This is a genomic window from Novosphingobium sp. HNCC26DJ243 (assembly GCF_057180545.1).
This window is the reverse complement of sequence record NZ_JBXUGN010000006.1, coordinates 74,795-93,449: the sequence shown is the minus strand read 5'-3', so window position 1 is coordinate 93,449 and position 18,655 is coordinate 74,795. Positions and strand designations below refer to the sequence as shown.

21 protein-coding genes and 1 tRNA gene are annotated in these 18,655 nt (G+C 62.7%); 14 read left to right on the top strand and 8 right to left on the bottom strand.

Annotated features, from left to right (window positions below; all coding sequences use genetic code 11):
* Nucleotides 1–2: 2 nt before the first annotated feature.
* Together AC2A04_RS15630 and guaA are read right to left on the bottom strand one after the other, a co-directional pair.
* Entirely contained in the window at nucleotides 3–419 is a 417-nt protein-coding gene (locus tag AC2A04_RS15630) for a GNAT family acetyltransferase (protein WP_484213285.1), read from the bottom strand.
* A complete protein-coding gene (gene guaA, locus AC2A04_RS15625; RefSeq protein ID WP_484213284.1) occupies nucleotides 410–1,969 on the bottom strand; it encodes a glutamine-hydrolyzing GMP synthase in 1,560 nt (519 codons plus the stop codon). Before guaA ends, AC2A04_RS15630 begins: the two co-directional genes overlap by 10 nt.
* 393 nt (nucleotides 1,970–2,362) lie before the next feature.
* Between guaA and gluQRS the strand changes: the two genes are divergently transcribed.
* The 5 genes from gluQRS to AC2A04_RS15600 all read left to right on the top strand — a co-directional run bounded on the left by gluQRS (nucleotide 2,363) and on the right by AC2A04_RS15600 (nucleotide 5,349).
* On the top strand, nucleotides 2,363–3,208 hold the full coding sequence (gluQRS, locus tag AC2A04_RS15620; RefSeq protein ID WP_484213283.1) for a tRNA glutamyl-Q(34) synthetase GluQRS: 846 nt from the start codon (nucleotides 2,363–2,365) through the stop codon (nucleotides 3,206–3,208).
* Entirely contained in the window at nucleotides 3,205–3,435 is a 231-nt protein-coding gene (locus AC2A04_RS15615; protein WP_484213282.1) for a hypothetical protein, read from the top strand. Before gluQRS ends, AC2A04_RS15615 begins: the two co-directional genes overlap by 4 nt.
* A 21-nt stretch (nucleotides 3,436–3,456) precedes the next feature.
* The gene (locus AC2A04_RS15610) at nucleotides 3,457–4,017 is read left to right on the top strand and encodes a cob(I)yrinic acid a,c-diamide adenosyltransferase (protein ID WP_484213281.1); all 561 of its coding nucleotides are present in this window, start codon (nucleotides 3,457–3,459) and stop codon (nucleotides 4,015–4,017) included.
* Between the two features lie 74 nt (nucleotides 4,018–4,091).
* Nucleotides 4,092–4,961, top strand: a complete 870-nt coding sequence (locus AC2A04_RS15605) for a 3-hydroxyacyl-CoA dehydrogenase NAD-binding domain-containing protein (protein WP_484213423.1) — start codon at nucleotides 4,092–4,094, stop codon at nucleotides 4,959–4,961.
* Nucleotides 4,962–5,013: 52 nt separating this feature from the next.
* A complete protein-coding gene (locus AC2A04_RS15600; RefSeq protein ID WP_484213280.1) occupies nucleotides 5,014–5,349 on the top strand; it encodes a hypothetical protein in 336 nt (111 codons plus the stop codon).
* 7 nt (nucleotides 5,350–5,356) lie between these two features.
* Here the strand turns inward: AC2A04_RS15600 and AC2A04_RS15595 are convergent, their stop codons facing one another.
* Nucleotides 5,357–5,707 carry a hypothetical protein gene (locus tag AC2A04_RS15595; protein ID WP_484213279.1) on the bottom strand — a complete coding sequence of 117 codons (351 nt, stop codon included), beginning with the start codon at nucleotides 5,705–5,707 and terminating at the stop codon, nucleotides 5,357–5,359.
* Between the two features lie 128 nt (nucleotides 5,708–5,835).
* Here AC2A04_RS15595 and AC2A04_RS15590 point away from each other — a divergent pair, with 128 nt between their 5' ends.
* The 3 genes from AC2A04_RS15590 (at nucleotide 5,836) to AC2A04_RS15580 (ending at nucleotide 7,309) form a co-directional block, all read left to right on the top strand.
* Nucleotides 5,836–6,183 carry a DMT family protein gene (locus tag AC2A04_RS15590; RefSeq protein ID WP_484213278.1) on the top strand — a complete coding sequence of 116 codons (348 nt, stop codon included), beginning with the start codon at nucleotides 5,836–5,838 and terminating at the stop codon, nucleotides 6,181–6,183.
* A gap of 312 nt (nucleotides 6,184–6,495) precedes the next feature.
* A complete protein-coding gene (locus AC2A04_RS15585; protein ID WP_484213277.1) occupies nucleotides 6,496–6,936 on the top strand; it encodes a thermonuclease family protein in 441 nt (146 codons plus the stop codon).
* 40 nt (nucleotides 6,937–6,976) lie between these two features.
* The gene (locus AC2A04_RS15580; protein ID WP_484213276.1) at nucleotides 6,977–7,309 is read left to right on the top strand and encodes a hypothetical protein; all 333 of its coding nucleotides are present in this window, start codon (nucleotides 6,977–6,979) and stop codon (nucleotides 7,307–7,309) included.
* Between the two features lie 18 nt (nucleotides 7,310–7,327).
* Here AC2A04_RS15580 and AC2A04_RS15575 read toward each other — a convergent pair whose 3' ends face one another.
* Nucleotides 7,328–7,963: a TetR/AcrR family transcriptional regulator gene (locus AC2A04_RS15575; RefSeq protein WP_484213275.1), complete on the bottom strand. Its 636-nt coding sequence runs from the start codon at nucleotides 7,961–7,963 to the stop codon at nucleotides 7,328–7,330.
* Nucleotides 7,964–8,131: 168 nt separating this feature from the next.
* On the opposite strand from AC2A04_RS15575, the gene AC2A04_RS15570 reads away from it, so the two are divergent.
* Nucleotides 8,132–9,886: a bifunctional metallophosphatase/5'-nucleotidase gene (locus AC2A04_RS15570; protein ID WP_484213274.1), complete on the top strand. Its 1,755-nt coding sequence runs from the start codon at nucleotides 8,132–8,134 to the stop codon at nucleotides 9,884–9,886.
* A 101-nt stretch (nucleotides 9,887–9,987) separates the two neighbouring features.
* On the opposite strand, the gene AC2A04_RS15565 is transcribed toward AC2A04_RS15570, so the two are convergent.
* Nucleotides 9,988–12,504 carry a TonB-dependent receptor gene (locus AC2A04_RS15565; protein ID WP_484213273.1) on the bottom strand — a complete coding sequence of 839 codons (2,517 nt, stop codon included), beginning with the start codon at nucleotides 12,502–12,504 and terminating at the stop codon, nucleotides 9,988–9,990.
* Between the two features lie 338 nt (nucleotides 12,505–12,842).
* The gene (locus AC2A04_RS15560; RefSeq protein WP_484213272.1) at nucleotides 12,843–13,595 is read right to left on the bottom strand and encodes a metallophosphoesterase family protein; all 753 of its coding nucleotides are present in this window, start codon (nucleotides 13,593–13,595) and stop codon (nucleotides 12,843–12,845) included.
* Nucleotides 13,596–13,888: 293 nt separating this feature from the next.
* Between AC2A04_RS15560 and AC2A04_RS15555 the strand changes: the two genes are divergently transcribed.
* The gene (locus AC2A04_RS15555; protein ID WP_484213271.1) at nucleotides 13,889–14,668 is read left to right on the top strand and encodes a TorF family putative porin; all 780 of its coding nucleotides are present in this window, start codon (nucleotides 13,889–13,891) and stop codon (nucleotides 14,666–14,668) included.
* Nucleotides 14,669–14,755: 87 nt separating this feature from the next.
* Here AC2A04_RS15555 and AC2A04_RS15550 read toward each other — a convergent pair whose 3' ends face one another.
* Nucleotides 14,756–15,460, bottom strand: a complete 705-nt coding sequence (locus AC2A04_RS15550; protein WP_484213422.1) for an SIMPL domain-containing protein — start codon at nucleotides 15,458–15,460, stop codon at nucleotides 14,756–14,758.
* Between the two features lie 137 nt (nucleotides 15,461–15,597).
* Between AC2A04_RS15550 and AC2A04_RS15545 the strand changes: the two genes are divergently transcribed.
* Together AC2A04_RS15545 and AC2A04_RS15540 are read left to right on the top strand one after the other, a co-directional pair.
* The gene (locus tag AC2A04_RS15545; RefSeq protein ID WP_484213270.1) at nucleotides 15,598–16,035 is read left to right on the top strand and encodes a VOC family protein; all 438 of its coding nucleotides are present in this window, start codon (nucleotides 15,598–15,600) and stop codon (nucleotides 16,033–16,035) included.
* Nucleotides 16,036–16,179: 144 nt separating this feature from the next.
* Nucleotides 16,180–16,253, top strand: a tRNA-Gly gene (locus tag AC2A04_RS15540).
* 47 nt (nucleotides 16,254–16,300) lie between these two features.
* Here AC2A04_RS15540 and AC2A04_RS15535 read toward each other — a convergent pair.
* A complete protein-coding gene (locus AC2A04_RS15535) occupies nucleotides 16,301–17,257 on the bottom strand; it encodes a hypothetical protein (RefSeq protein ID WP_484213269.1) in 957 nt (318 codons plus the stop codon).
* Between the two features lie 259 nt (nucleotides 17,258–17,516).
* On the opposite strand from AC2A04_RS15535, the gene AC2A04_RS15530 reads away from it, so the two are divergent.
* Together AC2A04_RS15530 and AC2A04_RS15525 are read left to right on the top strand one after the other, a co-directional pair.
* Nucleotides 17,517–18,011, top strand: a complete 495-nt coding sequence (locus AC2A04_RS15530) for a hypothetical protein (protein ID WP_484213268.1) — start codon at nucleotides 17,517–17,519, stop codon at nucleotides 18,009–18,011.
* An 82-nt stretch (nucleotides 18,012–18,093) separates the two neighbouring features.
* Entirely contained in the window at nucleotides 18,094–18,606 is a 513-nt protein-coding gene (locus tag AC2A04_RS15525) for a hypothetical protein (protein ID WP_484213267.1), read from the top strand.
* Nucleotides 18,607–18,655 lie beyond the last annotated feature (49 nt).

Sequence of the window (18,655 nt, the reverse complement as noted above, 5' to 3'; positions counted from 1 at the left end):
TTTCAGGCGAGGCGGCGGCCCAAGATGACGACGTCCTGTAACTCGTATCCAAGTGCATCGTAGAAGCCGCGCGCGGATTCATTGTCGCAGCGGACCATAAGCTGGATTTTCGGACAGTCCCGCGCCTTAAGCCAATCTTCGGCCGCGGCCATCAATTGCCTGCCCACGCCCTGATCTCTCCGGTCCAGCGCAGTGGCGAGGTAGTAGACCCAGCCACGGTGACCATCGAACCCGACCATCACGCTACCAGCCAAGACGCTACCGGCCATCGCCAGCAGTACATCGGAGGTCGAATTGGTCAGCGCCATGTCAAAATCGGCGCGCGGATCGTTCCAGGGTCGTGTCAATCCCGCAGCCTGCCACAACGCGACCGTGGCTTCCCGGTCGGTCGCGCTGGCTGGGCGAAGGCTTATTCCCACTCGATCGTGCCCGGCGGCTTCGACGTATAGTCGTAGACCACGCGGTTGATGCCCTTGACCTCGTTGACGATGCGCGTGGCAACGCGAGCAAGGAAGCCTGCGTCGAAGGGATAGATATCCGCGGTCATGCCGTCGGTGCTGGTGACGGCGCGCAGGGCGCAGACCGAATCATAGGTGCGGAAATCACCCATGACGCCCACGGTCTTGACCGGGAGCAGCACGGCAAACGCCTGCCAGATCGCGTCGTAGAGGCCAGCGTTGCGAATTTCTTCGAGGTAGATCGCATCGGCCTTGCGCAGGATGTCGCAACGCTCCTTGGTCACTTCGCCGGGGATGCGGATGGCAAGGCCGGGGCCGGGAAAGGGGTGGCGGCCGACGAACACGTCGGGCAGGCCCAGCTCGCGGCCCAATGCGCGGACTTCGTCCTTGAAAAGTTCGCGAAGCGGCTCGACCAGCTTCATGTTCATGCGCTCGGGCAGGCCGCCCACGTTGTGGTGGCTCTTGATCGTCACCGAAGGCCCGCCGGTGAAGCTGACCGATTCGATCACATCGGGGTAAAGCGTACCCTGGGCAAGGAAATCGGCGCCGCCGACCTGACGGGCCTCGGCCTCGAACACGTCGATGAAGGTCTTGCCGATAAACTTGCGCTTGGCCTCGGGATCGGTGACCCCGGCAAGACCGCCAAGGAACAGAGGCGAGACGTCCTTGTGGACCAGCGGGATGTTGTAGTGATTGCGGAACAGGCTGACGACCTGTTCGGCCTCGCCCATGCGCATCAGCCCGTGGTCCACGAAGACGCAGGTCAGCTGGTCGCCGATCGCCTCGTGGATCAGCACGGCCGCGACGGCCGAATCGACGCCGCCCGAAAGCCCGCAGATCACGCGGCTGGAGCCGACCTGTTCGCGGATTTCGGCAATCTTGGTCTTGCGGAACTCCGCCATCGTCCACTCGCCGGTGCAGCCGCAGACGTGGCGCACGAAATTGGCGATAAGCTTGCCCCCGTCAGGCGTGTGGACCACTTCGGGGTGGAACTGCGTGCCGTAGTACTTCTTTTCGTCGTTCGCGATTACCGCAAACGGCGCGCCGTCTGAAACGGCGACGATGCGGAAGCCTGGCGCGAACTGGGTCACCTTGTCGCCGTGGCTCATCCACACCTGATGGCGCTCGCCCTGTTTCCACAGTCCGTCGAACAGGACGCAAGGCTCGGTAACGGTCAGAAAGGCGCGGCCGAATTCGCCCGAATCGCCCGGTTCCACCTTTCCACCAAGCTGCTCGCTCATCACCTGCTGGCCATAACAGATGCCCAGGATCGGCAACCCGCTGTCGAACAGCACTTGCGGCGCGCGAGGGCTGCCGTCGGCAGGTACGCTGGCGGGCGATCCCGACAGGATGATGCCCTTGGGCTTCATCCGGTGGAACGCGGCCTCAGCCTGCGTAAAGGGCGCGATCTCCGAATAGACCCCCGCTTCGCGCACGCGGCGGGCAATAAGCTGGGTAACCTGGCTGCCGAAGTCGACGATCAGGATCGATTCTGAAGGCTGGATGCTCATGGCCCGCCGATAGGGACACAGGCCATTTCTGTCCAGATAGTGCCGTGAATGTGACAGTTGCGTTACTTGCAACTGCAAGTGCCGTGTTCGCACTTGCAGCATACGTCATTCGGCGTATTTGCCGCCCCGGTTCCGATGCGTCCAGCCCACCCTGCCGGCCAAATCGAACCGAGAGGATGTCTGCAAAGGTGAACCACAACAGGAGGTACACCATGCGCAGCATCACCGCGATCGCGCTTCCGTTCATCCTCGCCGCTGGCCTCAGCAGCATGATGTTCACCGCCACGCTCGTCTGAGCCGGCGTAAAGCACAAGCGACGAAGTCGACCAAAGCGGCTGCCCCGGCGGGGTGGCCGTTTTGTCTTTTCCAGGAGCCGCGCTACTCAGGCTTCTGATGACAGTCACCCGCTTTGCCCCCAGTCCCAACGGACCGCTTCATCTCGGTCACGCATATTCGGCGGTCATCGCACACGACCGTGCAAAGCGGGATGGCGGCACTTTCCTCCTGCGGATCGAAGACATCGACGGTGCGCGCTCGCGCGCCGATCTGGCCGATGAATTCCGCGCGGATCTTGATTGGCTGCGCCTCGACTATCGCGAAGTGACGCCGCAATCACAGCGGATCGAGAGTTACCGCACCGCCGCAGACGACCTGCGCGCCATGGGTCTGCTCTATCCTTGCACATGCACGAGGGCCGAAGTTGCAGCCGCTGCTGTTGCGCAAGGCCCCGACGGGCCGATCTATCCCGGCACCTGTCTGCGCCGGGGCCCGACTCCGGGACCAGACGTCCAATGGCGGCTCGACATGGAGCAGGCCACCCTTCTTGCAGGTCCGCTGGAATGGACCGACGAGCGTCGCGGTGTGCAACCGGCAAGGCCGGAACGGTTCGGCGACATCGTCCTGTGGCGCAAGGACGCGCCCGCAAGCTATCACCTTGCCGCGACGCTCGACGACGCGGCTGATGGTGTTACCTGCGTTACCCGCGGCATGGACCTGTTCCTGGCCACGCACATCCACCGTTTGATCCAGCATCTGCTCGGTTTGCCCGTGCCCGTCTGGCATCATCATCCGGTGCTGGTCGAAGCTGATGGCCGCAAGCTGGCCAAGCGTCGCGATGCGCCGGCGCTGGCTGACCGCCGGCGTGCGGGAGAAGATGGACGCGCCGTCGTGGCCGAAGTACGCTCTGCCCTCTTTGACACTGGTATTTCGCTCGCCGACACCATAGATCAGCAGGCATGAAATACGTCCTGATCCCGCTCATCATCATCTTCGCCATCATGACCGTGGTGTCGCTGGTGCGCGGTATCGTCGCCTTCCTGCAAAGCACGGAAGCCGATCTCAATCGTGATCCCGCGTCGGGCGCCAGCGCCAACCAGCTCCTGCAGAACAAGATGATGTTCAACCGCATCAAGTTCCAGGGCTTGGCCGTGCTGGCCGTGGCGATCCTGCTAGCCTTTTCGCGCTGAAGCCTTCGGGGCCGCGCTGCGATGGTAAAGCTCAACAAGATCTATACTCGCACCGGCGATGACGGCACGACCGGGCTGGTCGACGGTTCGCGCCGGGCCAAGCACGACAGCCGCATGCAGGCCATCGGTGAGGTTGACGAGGCCAACTCCGCGATCGGCCATGCCGCCATTGCAGGTTCGGAGGAAACCGGGCGCAATCTCCAGCGCATCCAGAACGACCTGTTCGATCTCGGAGCAGACCTTGCCACCCCGGGCGCTGATTTTACCCCTTCGGAAATGGTCCTTCGCGTTGTCGCTTCGCAGGTCGAATGGCTCGAAGGTGCGATCGATGCGTTGAACGAAGGATTGCCGCCGCTCACCAGCTTCATCCTGCCGGGCGGATCCGAAGCTGCAGCCCGCATTCACATCGCCCGTGCCGCCGTTCGACGGGCCGAGCGCAGCGCGGTCGCACTGGCGTCGTCCGAGCCGGTCAATCCGCAGGCGCTCGCCTACCTCAACCGGCTGTCGGATTATCTCTTTGTGCTCGCCCGCGCCACAAACGCGGGCAACGACCCTCTTTGGGTGCCCGGAGCCTCGCGGTAGCGTCAGGTGGACTTGACGCCGGTCGCTCGCTAGTCACCCGCCCAGATTACCACCAGGCGAGGGACTTTCACATGATCAGGACGGTTGCAGTCATCGGCGCAGGCCAGATGGGGTCGGGCATTGCGCAGGTTTCCGCCCAAGCCGGACTGAAGGTCCTGCTTGGCGACGTGTCGATCGACCTTGCCGACAAGGCGCGCGACAAGATCGCGAAGGGGCTTTCGAAACTGGTCGAAAAAGGCAAGATCGAGGCAGGTCTCGCTGCGTCGACCGTTGCCAACCTGCACAGCTTTTCCGATCACGCCGCGCTAGCCGAAGCCGATCTCGTCATCGAGGCCGCGACCGAGCGCGAGGACATCAAGCACAGGATTTTCGAATCCGCGGGCAAGCACCTTGCCGCTCATGCCATCATGGCATCCAACACTTCATCGATCCCGATCACGCGCATGGCGGTGTCCTCGCCCGATCCGGAACGCTTTATCGGCATTCACTTCTTCAATCCCGTCCCGCTGATGAAACTGGTCGAGGTCATTCCCGGCCTTGCCACCTCGGTTGCCACGATCGAATCGGTTCGCGATTACGTGGCCGCGATCGGCAAGGAAATCGTGCTCTCGCAGGACGAGCCGGGCTTCATCGTCAATCGCATCTTCGTGCCTTTCATCAACGAGGCGGCATTCGTGCTCGGCAGCGGGACGGGTTCGATCGTCGATATCGACAAGGGCGTGAAGCTCGGCCTCAACCATCCGATGGGTCCGCTTGAACTCGCCGATTTCATCGGCCTCGATACCCTGCTCGAGATCATGAAAATCTATCTCGCCTCGACGGGCGACCCCAAATACCGTCCTGCACCGCTGCTCCAGAAGTACGTCGAGGCCGGCTGGCTGGGCCGCAAGTCGGGCCGGGGCTTCTATGACTATTCGGGCGAAGTGCCGGTTCCCACGCGTTGATCCGGAACGGGCGGGCAGGCGGGGCGTAGTCTCCTCAACAAGGAGATGCCCCGTGATTGCCAATGAACCAACCACTCCCGAAACGACCGCTCCCGAAACGGTGAACTCCGAACAGGAGGATGGCGACACACAGGCCCAGACTGTGGCCGACGAGGCGATTGCGCGCGCAACCAGCGTGCTCGGCGAACAGGGCGAGACCGAGAAGGTCGGCAGTCAGGGTGAGGATGACGGCGGAATGCCAGACCTCGTAGACCACATGAACCAGATGGTCTCGAGCGGCGTCATCGACATGAGCGCCTATCGCGGCGAACGCAGCGACGATGACGAGGAAGGCATGCTCGGCGAGGGCGGTATCGACGACGATACTCCGCGCGGCGCCTACGATTAGTCTTGGATCAGTTCATCTGGCGAGGGGGCTGTTGCTCGGCCAGCGGATCGGTAGAGAACGGCTCCTGCGCCTCATCGTCGATGCTGTCGAGTGGCTCGCCAAATGCAGGCTCTTCATCCGGGGCCGCTTCGCGCACTTCCACCAGTTCACCGTCACGCTCGACGCGGCCCAGCAAACGTCCCTGGGCTTCGGCAGGCGGCGTCGTCACCGTGTCTGCGAGCATCGGCTGCATCTCAGTTGCGACAGACGTAGCCAGTGCCTCGGTTTTTCCTTCGCCCCGCAAGTTGGCTGCGACCAGCGCAGCGCACAGCAGAACGCTTCCGGCGAAAAGCAGCAGCGCAAGCTGGCTACGAGGCATCGGTGAACTCACGCAATCGGATCCTTTGGCGGCAAAGACCTGTCCGATAATGGCGTGTCCGGGTTAAGATTTGACCAAGCCACAGGGGCCGTCTTTTCTCGGCAAACCATCCAAGGCAACGACTTCCGATGACCACCATTGTCCTGCTCGTCCTCTCCAACCTGTTCATGACCATCGCGTGGTACTGGCATATTCGGGGAGGTCCCCAGGCCATCGAGGCGCGGCCCTTGACCGTGGTGATCGCGGTAAGCTGGGGGATCGCTCTGCTGGAATACTGCCTTGCGGTCCCGGCCAACCGGATCGGCGCATTGAGCGGTTGGAACGCCGGTCAGCTCAAGATCGCACAGGAGGCAATCGCGCTGGTCGTGTTCGGCCTGTTCATGGTGGTGGTCCTGAAGGAGCCTTTGCACTGGCGGCATCTGGCATCCTTCGCCTGCATCATGGCGGCAGTCGGCTTCATGTTTACCGGCCGCTAGCGGTCAGTTCCTGGTCTTGTCCAGGGCCCAGGGATCAGTCGCGTGTCCTGCGGCGGGTTTGTCCGCAGTCTCTTCCGGACTGGGAACGACCGAATAGGCGAAAACAAGGATCGAGGCGGCCCACCATACGGCGCGCCAGCGGCTGGCAAAGACGGAGGTAAGGCGCGGTCCGAACATTGTCCGACCTTGACAGGAAAATCTTAGCTGGTGGTTACCACGCAGGGATGCCCCTGAGCGCCAACGCTAGGGACGGCCACGGTCAGCGCTTGCCCTGAGGCGCGCCATAATGCCCGATCGCCCACAACGCGGAGCATGTCAAAATCATCCTTGCTGCTCGCGATCGCCCTCCTGATGCTCCCGGGAGCCACGGCCGCCCCTCCATCGCCAGACGTCGAACGTGCGCGCTTCGCGCCGTGCGACTCAGCGCCGAGAGTCACCTGCGTCGTCGATGGCGACACGTTCTGGTACGGCGGTGAAAAGATACGCATCGCTGATATCAACACCCCCGAGACGTCGCGACCGGCTTGCACTTTCGAGGCGGAACTCGGGCAAAGGGCGAAAATGCGCCTGGCGCAGTTGCTGAACGAAGGCCCCTTCACGCTTGAGATTCGCGGCCGCGAGATCGATCGTTACGGGCGCGCTCTGCGGATCGTTACGCGGAGCGGGCAGAGCCTTGGCATACAGCTAGAAGCCGAAGGCCTTGCCGAGCGATGGAATGGCAGGCGCGGAGACTGGTGCAAGTCCGCCACCTGATTTACCCTCTGCCCGAACCGACCGGGTAGGGGAGAGTGGCATGCAGTTTCGGTTGTTCCTGGCTGTCGTCTGGCTGGGTCTCACGGGATTCACCGCGATCGTGGCCGCACGTCACGGTCTCGATCTCTTCCCGATATTCTTTGGCGATATCGCCAAGGGCGAATGGCCGGGCCAGTTCAATGCCGATTTTACCACGTTGCTCGCGCTTTCGGGCCTGTGGTGCGCGTGGCGCGGGAAATGGTCGCCTGTCGCGCTGGTCCACGGGGTGGTCGCGTTTGTTGGCGGGGGCGTGATACTCTATGCCACCTTGCTGATCCTCCACGTTCGCCACCGGGGCGATATGCGCAAGGTCCTGCTCGGCGCGCAGGCCTGATCACCGGGGGCTGACCAGTCAGGCGGCGCGCAGCCCGGTCAAGGCGCGCGCACCGCGATCGGTCGCGGAAAGGCCATCGAACACGGCATCGATGATCCGGGCCAGCTTGTCCTCGCTGAGGCGCTCCATGAACATGATCGTGGTGTTGAGCGCGCAATAAGGCGCGACCATCTGGTTCACGAGGCTGATCGTCTCGTCGATCTCGAGCCCGGCGAACGCCCCATCGCTCATCGCCTCGCCGATGATTTCGCCCAGGTAATGGTCGGCAAGGTCGATATAGCTGCGAACCTGCTCGAAATAGTCGGTGCCGATCTCGATATAGGACTGCAGCTTGACGGGATCGGCCTCCCACTTGCGCCGCAGCAGCACGAAGCGGCGCGCGAAAAACTCGTACATCTTGCGCCGTGGCGGAAGCTCGCTGCCGAGCACCTCTTCCATGATGGCAACCATCGGCTGGAACCAGTGGTCGGCCAGGGCCTCCAACAATGCCTCGCGCGTCTCGAAATAGCGCGAAAGGTTTGCCTGCGAGATACCGGCCCGCGCCGCAAGTTCGGAAAAGGTCAGGGCACCGCCGCCGCGTTCCTCGACGATCGTCTGCGCCACATCCACGATGCGCGCGCGCGTTGCATCACTATCGCTGCGGGTGGTGTGCATGACGCGGGGGTTCCTGCCTGTGGGTCTTTTCGCCATTGTAGTGACCGCCCGCGCGCCAGACAATGCATCTTGCGGCCTCAATCCGCCGCTTGACGCCTTCAAGCTGCAATGCCGATAGGCTAGGGGCGCCCCAACCGGTTGCACACGTTACGAAAAGGTCGCCCGTCCATGCGCTTGCCCTACCGCTCGATCCTGGCTCTAGGCTCGTCCGCCATGCTTGCCGCCTGCGCTGGGCCAATGGCGGGCGGGCATGTTGCTGAACCGGTGGAGGTAGGCATCGTCGGCATCAACGATTTCCACGGCAGCCTCGAACCGCCGCGTCAGGCAGTCAACGTTGCGGATGGGAAAGGCGGGGTAATTCCGGTGCCTGCCGGCGGTGCGGCGTGGCTTGCCTCGGCCATCGATGCGGTGCGCGCCCGGCACCCGCAATCCATGACCGTTTCGGCGGGCGACATGATCTCCGCGTCGCAGCTCGCCTCGTCGCTCTATCTCGACGAGCCTGCGATCGGCGTGATGAACCGCATCGGCGTGGACTTCAACGCGGTGGGCAATCACGAGTTCGATCGCGGACAGGACGAACTGCTGCGCATGCAGAACGGCGGATGCGCCAAGTTCACCGCCAAGCAGCCTTGCGCGCTGGAAAAGTTCACCGGCGCGACGTTCCGCTACCTGTCGGCCAGCACACGGCGCGCCGATGGCTCGACGCTGTTTCCCGCCACCGGCCTCAAGACCTTCGGTTCGGGGGCCAGAGCGGTGACCGTGGGCGTGATCGGCCTGACGCTAAAAGGCACGCCCAATCTGGTGAACCCCACCGGCATCGCAGGGCTGACTTTCGCGGACGAGGCTGACACGATCAACGCCGCCGTACCGGCGCTGAAGGGGCAGGGTGCCGATGCCATCGTCGTGCTGATCCACGAAGGCGGACGCACCAAGGGGGAACCCGATCCCCAGGGATGCACTGATTTTGCGGGCGACATTCGCCCGATCCTCGACCGGCTGGATAGTCGCGTCGATGTGGTCGTCTCGGGCCACACGCATTGGGCCTACGTCTGCGATTACGCGCAGCTCAACCCCGCCAAACCGTTCCTGCTGACCAGCGCGGGCGTTTACGGTGAACTCGTCACCGACATCACGCTGAAGATCGATCCTGTGGCGGGGCGCGTCGTGTCCAAGGCAGCGAAGAACGTGATCGTCCAGTCCGTGCCCTATACCTCGTCACGCGGGCCACTTAGCAACACGCCCCTGTTTCCGCAATTCCAGCCCCGCGCCGACATTGCCGCATATGTGGGCAGGTACGTCGAAGCCTCGAAGGAATATACGCAGCGCCCCATCGGCAAGATCGATCGCGCGGCACCCAAGAACGAAGGCGCGGAAGGGGGGGCGGGTGGTCCCTTGGGCAACCTGATTGCCGACGCGCAATTGGGCGCCACGCGCGACAAGGGGGCGCAGATCGCCTTCATGAATCCCTTCGGGATCCGCGCTCCGCTGGTTCCCTCAGCCGAGGGCACGCTCAACTTCGGCGACATCTACCTGTGCCAGCCATTCGGCAACAACGTGGTGACCGAGACAATGACCGGTGCGCAGATCAAGGCAACCCTGGAAGAGGGGCTGGACGATGCCGGTCCCAAGCAGGTGCTGGCCCCCTCTGCAGGTTTCGCGTTCACCTATGACCCGGCGCGGCCATCTGGTGACCGCATCGTGTCGATCACGCTCAACGGCGAGCCACTCGACATGGCGCGCGCCTACCGCGTCACCGTCAACGGCTTCCTCGGCCTGGGTGGTGATGGGTTCTCCGGGTTTATCGGCAAACCCGACACGGTAACCGGTCCGACCGACATTGACGCACTGGAAAGCTGGATCAAGACGGTGCCGATCCGGACCGTACCGCAGGAGGTTCGCGCCAGAGTCGTCGCAAAGATCTGACGGACCAGTGGTGGCGCTGCGAGCGCAGACGCCGGTTGCATGAAAAGGGGCGTGGAAGGATTAGCCCTCCCACGCCCCTTTTCGTGTGCCAGAGATGGAAATCAGAACTCGAAGTGGATCGAGCCGATCACCGTGCGCGGCGAGCCGAATTCGACCTGCGGGTTGTTCGATGCGGCGGCCTGGGTTGACAGGTTGCCGATGTAGAACTGGTCGAACAGGTTGATTACATTGAGCTGGAGGTAGACTCCGCCGCGGTCGCCGACCTTGCCGAGGTTGAAGCGCGCGTCGAGATCGACCGTGGTGTAGGACGGCGCGATCACGTCGTTGATGTCGGTCAGGAAGCGGTCGCCCACGTACTTGACCTGCGCACCGACCGAGACCGGCTCGTAATCGATCTGCACGCGGCCGCCGACCTGCCACTTGGGCGTTTCGGCCACGAACTTGCCCTTGGTCGGCGAAAGCACCGCGCCCGCCGGCGAGAGCACGTCATCCTTGAGCTTCGCATTGGTGTACGAGGCGAACGTGTAGAGCGAGATCATGTCGACCGGGCGGATCGCGATCGAACCGTCGAACCCATAGCTGCGCACGCGGCCGACGTTGCGGTCGAGATTGAGCGTGCTGCCATCGTCGAGCAGGACCTGACTGGAGATGATCCGGTTCTTGTAGCCGATGTACCATGCGCTGGCCTGGGCCTGGACGACGCGGCTGGTGAAGCGCGCGCCAAGGTCGAAGCTGTTGGTGCGCTCGGGCTTGACCAGTGTGGTTGGCTGGATCTTCACGCCGTCAAACCCGTAGAGGTTGTCGGTGCGCGGAGCCGAGAAGCCCTGGCTGAAATTGCCGAACACGCTAGCCTGCGGGGCGAACTTGTAGACGAAGCCCGCGCTCGGCAGGACCGCGCTGTAGGCCACCTTGCGCTGCGAATAGGGCGCTGCGTAGGCCGGGTACTTCGCGGCGACAACGGCATCGCTCTCGGACGTGCAATAGGCATCGTTCGAGCTGCCGGGGATCGTCCAGCAGTTGTTGGTCAGGTTGCGGCGGAAGAATGGCGCGCGCACGCCAGCCTGAATGGTCAGGGTATCGTCGAAATACTTGCCGATATATTCGCCCGCCACCTGATGGAGGATCGCGTAGGACAGGCGATCGCGCTTCTGCAACACGTTGCCGGCCGAATCCTTCACCGCCGAGGCGTCGTCGTCGATACCGCCGAATACGCTGATCGGATCGCCGGTGGCCGAAAGCAGGCTGGCTTCACCGGTCTGGCGGTGCTTGGCGCGGTCCCAGGTATAGGCAAGGCGGATCGTGTTCTCGGGGCTGAGTTCATAGCGCAGCGAAAGCGTCGCGCCGAAGCGGTGCGTGCGGGTGTTCGACGGGAACAGCAGGCGCACCAGATCTGCAGTGTCACCATCGCCATTGATGTCGACCGCGCCGATGCGCGTGCCCTGGCGATTGTAGACGCCCGAGACCGAGCGATCGACGTCGGATTCGGCAAAGACCGAGGTGCCGCCGCCGTTGGCGAGAACGTACTGGTAGCTGGCATCGAGGGTGGCGATCAGCTTGTCGCTGAGCGTGGCGCGTGAGTTGAAGCGGATATTGCCCGTGTTCGAAGGGTTGATCGCGGTGTTGTAGTAGGCCGAACACGATGCCGTGTCGGACTGACGGCCCGCTCCGCCCGAAGCGCTTGGCAGCGTGCAGGTGGCGTCGTTGTTGAAGTTGAAGATGGTGTCCTGCTGGGCGTCGGTCAGCGTGTCGAGATCGAGCGGGCTGGCAGGGGTGATGCTGGCCGCGGCGGGGATTGTCGCGGTGCCAAGCAGCGTGCGCATGTCGTTCAGGCCGACGCGGCGGTAGAAGTTGTTGCGGTTGACGTTGTAGTGCCCGGCAAGGCTGACGAAATCGCCGTTCTCGCCGATCGGCTGGTAGACGCGGGCGTTGTACTGCGTCTTGTGGATCTGGCCGGGGCCACGGAACTGGTCGTATTTCGTGTCGCTGGCCGAGAAAAACGCGCGTGTGCCGAACGGGGTGAAGATGCCGGTGTCGATCACGCCGAACACGCGGTTGTAATCGAAGGTGCCATGCGAATAATTGAGTGCTGCGCCGATCTCTTCCTTGGGCAGGCGCGTGCGGTAGTTGACCGTGCCGCCGGCAGCGCTGGCAGTGGGGCTGTCGACGTCGGTAGCGCCGAAGTTGATGTTGACCTGCTCGATCAGTTCGGAATCGAGCTGCTGGTTGGTGTAGAGCGAGTAGTTGCCCGAGTCATTGACCTGCACGCCGTCGAACGTGGCCGAAATGCGTGCGCCGTCGAAGCCGCGAATGCGCAGGTTGCCGCCCGCCGCGCCATAGGGGTCGGTGCTGGTGAAGTTGACGCCGGGAACAATGTTGATCGTGTCGAAGATCGCCTTGCCCGGGTTCTGGCGTGCGACCAGTTCCTGGGTCAGCACAGCCTTGGCCTTGGGCGTTTCGGGCGACTTGAATCCGTTGACGGCAGCCTCGCCGCGCGCGCCGGTAACGACAATCGCTTCTTCTACGTCCACCGACCCTGTCGACTGAGCGTGGGCAAACCCGGCAAGGACGACGTTGCCGATGGCAATCGTCGATGCGGCAATGAGGTATTTCATCTGCATTGTGTGACCCCGTTCGTGCGCGCTGCGGCGCGGTTGTGATGACGGGGAATGGACCCCGTAACCGGTTGCAGGCGGTTACGCGGGGAATCACCCGCGCTCCGACCTGTCGCGAGCGGCCTTAGCCGCCCGTGCGGAGCCTCAAAACCGGTTGCAGATGACACGGGAATGACGAAGTTGCGACCATGTGACTCGCCTCGCTGCGATCGCGCAACGGAGTTATCGTCTCGTTGCTCCAGAGGGCATAATAATGCTGCAAGGCATTGAATGCGCGCAATGAATGGCAATTAGTTGCGGTTCCGCAACAGCGAAGAAAAATTGCTGCAATGCGGCGGCGCGGGTCAGGCTGCGGCTTGGCTATCCGGTTCGATGGCAGCCGTAAGGAACCAGCGGTCGCCTCGCTCGAGCCCGATGGCCGTGAGTCGGCCGGAGGAAAATGCGCCTGTATCGATTCCGATCCGATTGAAGCGCACTACGGGCTCGTCGGTGATCGTATGGCCGTGAATTACCACATGGCTATGCGGTTCGGCATGGTCGAGAAATTCGCGCCGGATCCAGCGCAAGTCCGGCAGGATCTGCGCATCGAGCGGCACCCCCGGCCGGATGCCCGCGTGGACGAAGAGATAGTCGCCGAACACGATCCGGTTTTCCATCGCTTCGAAGAAATCGAGGTGGCTGCGGGGAATGAGATCGGGCAGGCGCTCGTGCAATTGTCTGAGAGTCGAGCGGTTGTAATCCTCGGTGGTGAGGCCGTAGCTGAACAGCGTTTCCTTGCCGCCATGGCGCAGAAAATGCCGCAGCGTTTCCTCGTTGGTCATGCTGCCAAGCAGCATTTCCTCGTGATTGCCGGCCAGGATGCGGACATTGCCGCCACGCGCCAGATCGATCGCACGCTCGACCACGCGGCAACTGTCAGGTCCGCGGTCGATCAGATCGCCCAGCAGGACGATCCATGTGTCGGCATCGCCCCTATTCGCGTTATCGGTCTCGATTTGCGACAGCAGGTCTTCGAACAGGTCGAATCTGCCGTGAATGTCGCCAATGGCATAAACGCGCTGACCCTGAGGCACGCAGGCCTGAGGCTCGGCTGACAAGTGCTCGTTCTTGGCAAACAGGGAACGTAGTCTGGTAAGCATGGGCCCTCGTTAGAAGGCGATATGGCTACCCGATGTGCGGCTTGCAACAGCATTGGCGCTACCTTGCGATAACTGGTGCGCAAAAGACACAAAAGGCCATCAATCAGACATAATGCGGAAACAAACGACTTGTGCAATGCAGCATCGAGAGGCAATTCTCGTCCTGCAAGCTCAAAGCCCCTCCGAAAATGAGAGGGGCAGGGCCAGCGCAGGTGGGACGAACGCGTCAAGAACAACAAAAGGATTTTGTCATGCGTACGTCCATCAAGGCCCTTCTGGCCTCGACCCTTCTTGCCGCCGGCATGGCAGCGACCCCGGCCTTCGCACAGGAAGAAGCCGCTAGCGAATTTACCGTCACCGGCAACGTTGCTGCAGTTACCGACTACCGCTTCCGCGGCCTGTCGCTCTCGGGCGGCGATTTTGCCGTTCAGGGTTCGATCGGCGTCAGCCACTCGAGCGGTTTCTACGTCGGCGCCTGGGCTTCGAGCCTCGAAGACTCGGCCGTCTATGGCAGCACCGAACTCGACGTCTACGGCGGCTGGACTGGTGAAGTGACTCCGGGCATCACCTTCGACGGTGGCCTGCTGTACTACGTCTACCCCAATGGCAACGTCGGCGATGCCAACGTGTTCGAGCCTTACGCTGCGCTTTCCGCCGGTGTCGGCCCCGCCACCGTGAAGGTTGGCGCTGCCTACGCCTGGAAGCAGGATTCGCTCGGCGGTGACGACAACATCTATCTCTACACCGATCTGTCGGCCGGCATCCCCGAAACCCCGATCTCGGTTTCGGCCCACGTCGGCTACACCGACGGCGCGCTGTCGCCCAAGCTGCTGACCAGCGCGATCAAGGTTCTCGAGACCGGCAACATCGGCTTCTTCGATAACGGCGGCGGCTTCGACTACAATGTCGGCGCTACCTACAACATCACCGACAAGCTCTCGCTGGGCGTCAGCTACGTTGGCGTTGAAGGCTATTCGTACGACAGCTTCTCGAACGATGCCGTCGTCGGCACCGTCAAGCTCTCGTTCTGATTTGAAAGGTTCTTCCGGCCCGACGGGGCCGGTTGACGCGGGAGGCCCGCGCCGCGCAAGCGGTGCGGGCCTTTTGCTTCGCGCACCTTACCGCAAGTAGAAGTCGATCGTCGTTACCACGCGCACCTTCTTGTAGGGCGTGTCAGAAACGCCCCAGCCGCCTCCGCCATCCCCGTCGCGGGCGGTGATCTCGAAATAGCCTTGCGTTGCGTTCTTGATCCCGTCGACCGATGATCCGCTGTCGCGCGCAAACTGCTCTGCGGCCGAGCGCGCGTCCTTGGTTGCGGCGGCGACCATCTCGGGCTTGATCGTGTTGAGCTTGGTGAAGGTATAGGCCATGCCCGAGCCCTCCTCCAGCATCACCCCGCGCCGCACCAGATCGAACTGCCGCTTCACAGCCTTCTGTGCCCGGTCGATGTCGGTTGTGCGCAGGGTCATGCGCTGGCGCACGGTAAAGCTGACCACGCCATTGTTGTTGAAACTCTGGACGTTGACGCCGGTCGGCTGAAGCGCCTCGGCGGGAAAGCCCAGTTCGCCGAAGAATGCGCGGATCGACTGGCTGTCCCGGTCAACGCTCGCCTGGGCCGTCGCCATGTCGGGCGCGGTCGCCGAATAGGCCAGCGTCCAGGTGGCAAGATCGGCGGTTACCTCGCGCTCGGCAAGACCGCGGACGGTTACCGCGCGATCAGCTTCCTTGGCGCGCCGGAACCCGTCGCCGATGAACCACCCGCCAAGCACCAGCGCGATCGACAGAATGCCCACAGGCAAGAGGGCCGTTGCGCCCTGCGGCATCAACCTGCCGCTTGGTACTTGGGTCGGATCGTCAAAGCCGTTACCCTGCTCACTCATCGTCTTCTCCCTCGGGCCTGCCCTGCGGTGAAATGTGCGATTCTGTCGATGAACCGTTTTTGAACGAAAGCTCCCGCCCGATGGCAAAGTTCCTTCACACCATGATACGCGTGACCGACCCTGATGCCACCCTTGCCTTCTTCAAGCTGATCGGCGTCGAGGAAGTCCGCCGGATGACCAGCGAACAGGGCCGCTTCACGCTGATCTTCCTTGCCGCGCCGGGCGAGGAAGGGGTGGCCGAGGTCGAGCTGACTTACAACTGGCCGCCGGCAGACGGCTCGCCGGGGGAGTCCTACGCCGGTGGCCGCAATTTCGGCCACCTCGCCTACCGCGTCGACAACATCTACGAGACCTGCCAGCGCATTCTCGATGCAGGTCATATCGTCCACCGCCCCCCGCGCGACGGGCACATGGCTTTCGTCAAGACGCCTGACGGCATCTCGATCGAACTGCTGCAGGACGGGCGTCTGCCGCCTGTCGAGCCGTGGGCCAGCATGGAGAATACCGGCACCTGGTAAGCCGCAGACGCGCACATGGAGCTATCCGCCTGCACGACGCAGAATTGACCGGCCAAGGCGCCTGTGCCATAGGCCGCGCCTCGCGCTGCGGTCGATGTTTGGCGCGAACAAATGCCTCCAAGATATGCATCGAGGGCCAGGAACGCGGGTGTAGCTCAATGGTAGAGCAGCAGCTTCCCAAGCTGAATACGGGGGTTCGATTCCCCTCACCCGCTCCAGTCCTCTCTCCGAAATTCCAGGATCGGCAGCGCGCAGCGCATTTGGATCAGAGGCGGTCGGCGAGCTCAACGGCTTTGTAGGGCCAATCCTGTTCCGCACACCCGGCGAGGAGTTCCAATGCTTGTCGGCGCGCAGCTCCTGCCCGGCGATGAAGTTGTGCAAGCGTTGCGAAAAGTTCGCCGAGTGCGTCCGGGCTGATTGTCGGACACCGCGCCAGCGCAAGGGCCAGTGCAGCCGCACCCGGGACTTCGGAGGGCAGCAGGGCGGCCGGCACCGGGAACGGGATCGGCAGACTGGGCGCGTCGTGGTCGAAGCTTACGTGCCGGACCGCATCGGAGCCGCAAGCGGGGCCCCTGGCAAATCGCGTCGTTCCGGGGTCCCCGTCTGGCAGGTAACGAGCGCGGCGCATTATGAGCCAGCGTGCGTCCATCGGAAAATACTGCATCACACCGCTTCCCGGAATTGTCGCGTCGGCCAGCACGGGGAGAGAAAGCGCGATGCCCGACTCCGGCAGATGACTGCCGATTTCGAGTTCGGTCCGCGCCGAAGATGAGCGCCGGCGCAACGGTCGAAGATCGAGCACTGCATCGCCTGTCAGATGGCTTGTCCCGAGGTCCACCGAAGTCCGACCGACAGATAGCGGACCGATATCGGCATGGAGATGCAGGTCGCCGGGTGCGATCAGGGTGACGAGGTCGCCATGGAGCTGTTCGGGCGCGATTACGCAGATCGGGCGGTCGATTCGTGTGACGACGGGTTCCGCCGCAGTAGATCCGGCAGGCTCGATCACCAGATAGCCGGGCCATTCGCGCACGACTGCATCGGCAACGAGGGACATGCCTTCTTCAGAGATCGCATCCGGGAAGAACGGTTGAACCGGTCCTCCGCCGAAGCGATGCCTGTCCTCGACGAGAACCACCCGACGCGGGACCGTACGACGCTTATTGGCGAGCGCGACAAGGGCCGCCGTCAAACCGCCTCCGACCACGATCAGCGTTTCCATGACCATTGTCCTGAAATGAAGCGCAACTTGGGATGAATCGTCAATAACGCCAATAGCTTGGTAGATATAACTATAGTTATATCTTTGCTAACTTGGGTTAAGGAAAAGTAGAATGCACATGCCCTTGTGCCAAGACGCAACATGATTTTTGCACTGGAAGCAGAGCTAGGCAATCCTATGCCCGGATGTTGCTGCCTTCAAACCCTATTTACATTCCTATAAGTGCGAATACTTAGTTGGCTGAGGGTGGGGAGAGGCATTGCAACTTTTCGGTGCAAAGGTGGTCGTGGGCGGTGCGTACCTGATGTGCGCTGCACTCAGTCCGGCAATGGCGGCGACAACGCAGTTGACGCTGGGCGGAACCGTGTCTTCGGCATGTGCAATCAGCAGCGCGTCGACCACAGTGAGCCTTGGCGAAGTGTCGAACGGTAAAACCGGATCGGCGGGCGCAGTCACTCTTTCCTGCAACCTTGCCGACACGGGGCCGACGGTTTCCTTCTCCAGCGCGAACAGCGGTCTCAAGCGCCAAGGGGGGAGCGACGTCATCGTTTACGCCATTCAGTGGCCGATCGCCGGGACGAGCGCTTTCAACAGTTTCAGTGCAAGCGCAGGAACGACCGTTGCGCAACTCCCTGCAGTTGCGCCCGGCACCTCGCGTTCAGCCGATCTGTCATTCTCGGTCAGCGCCGCAGCCACCAGTGGCAAGTCCAATGGAACCTACAGCGACGTGATCACGATCAGCATTTCCCCGTGATGGGGACTAACCGAATTCAGGCCGCGCCTGGATACAAGGCCGCACGGGCAACCGGTCGGCAGAACCAACCAAGGGAACTGAAATGAAGAAGATCCTGTCGATTTCGGTCCTGGCGCTGGCGGCTGCGGCCGCCCCCGCCCAGGCCGCTACCTCCACCCCGCAGAGCGTTGACGTCACGGTCAATGCCTCGCTTGCCAACTTTTGCTTCTTCGACACCGGCAATGACACCCTGACCCTCAGCAACACGGCTCGCGATACCTCGACCGTGATCCAGTATGAGTGCAACTTCATCGGGTCGCCCACGCTGAAGGTGCAGAGCCTGCGCGGCGGCCTTTACCCCGATGCCACTGCCGTCGCGAACGGCGCGTCGACCGGTTCTCCGGTTGTCTACAAGGTTGCATTTGGCAACAGCGTGACGACTGCGGCAAGCGGTACGAATTCCAATACGATCACGACCGCTGCAATTGTCTCCGGCTCGAATGCGACCACGGCAGCAAACACCGCCACCAACGCGACGCTGGCGTTGAACCTGTCGAACCTGCTGCAATATGCTGGCAGCTATTCCGACACCCTGACGGTTTCGATCGCGCCGTGAACGGTGAAGGCGGGGCGGTGCGAGTTTCTGCAACGAGACCCGAACGGCC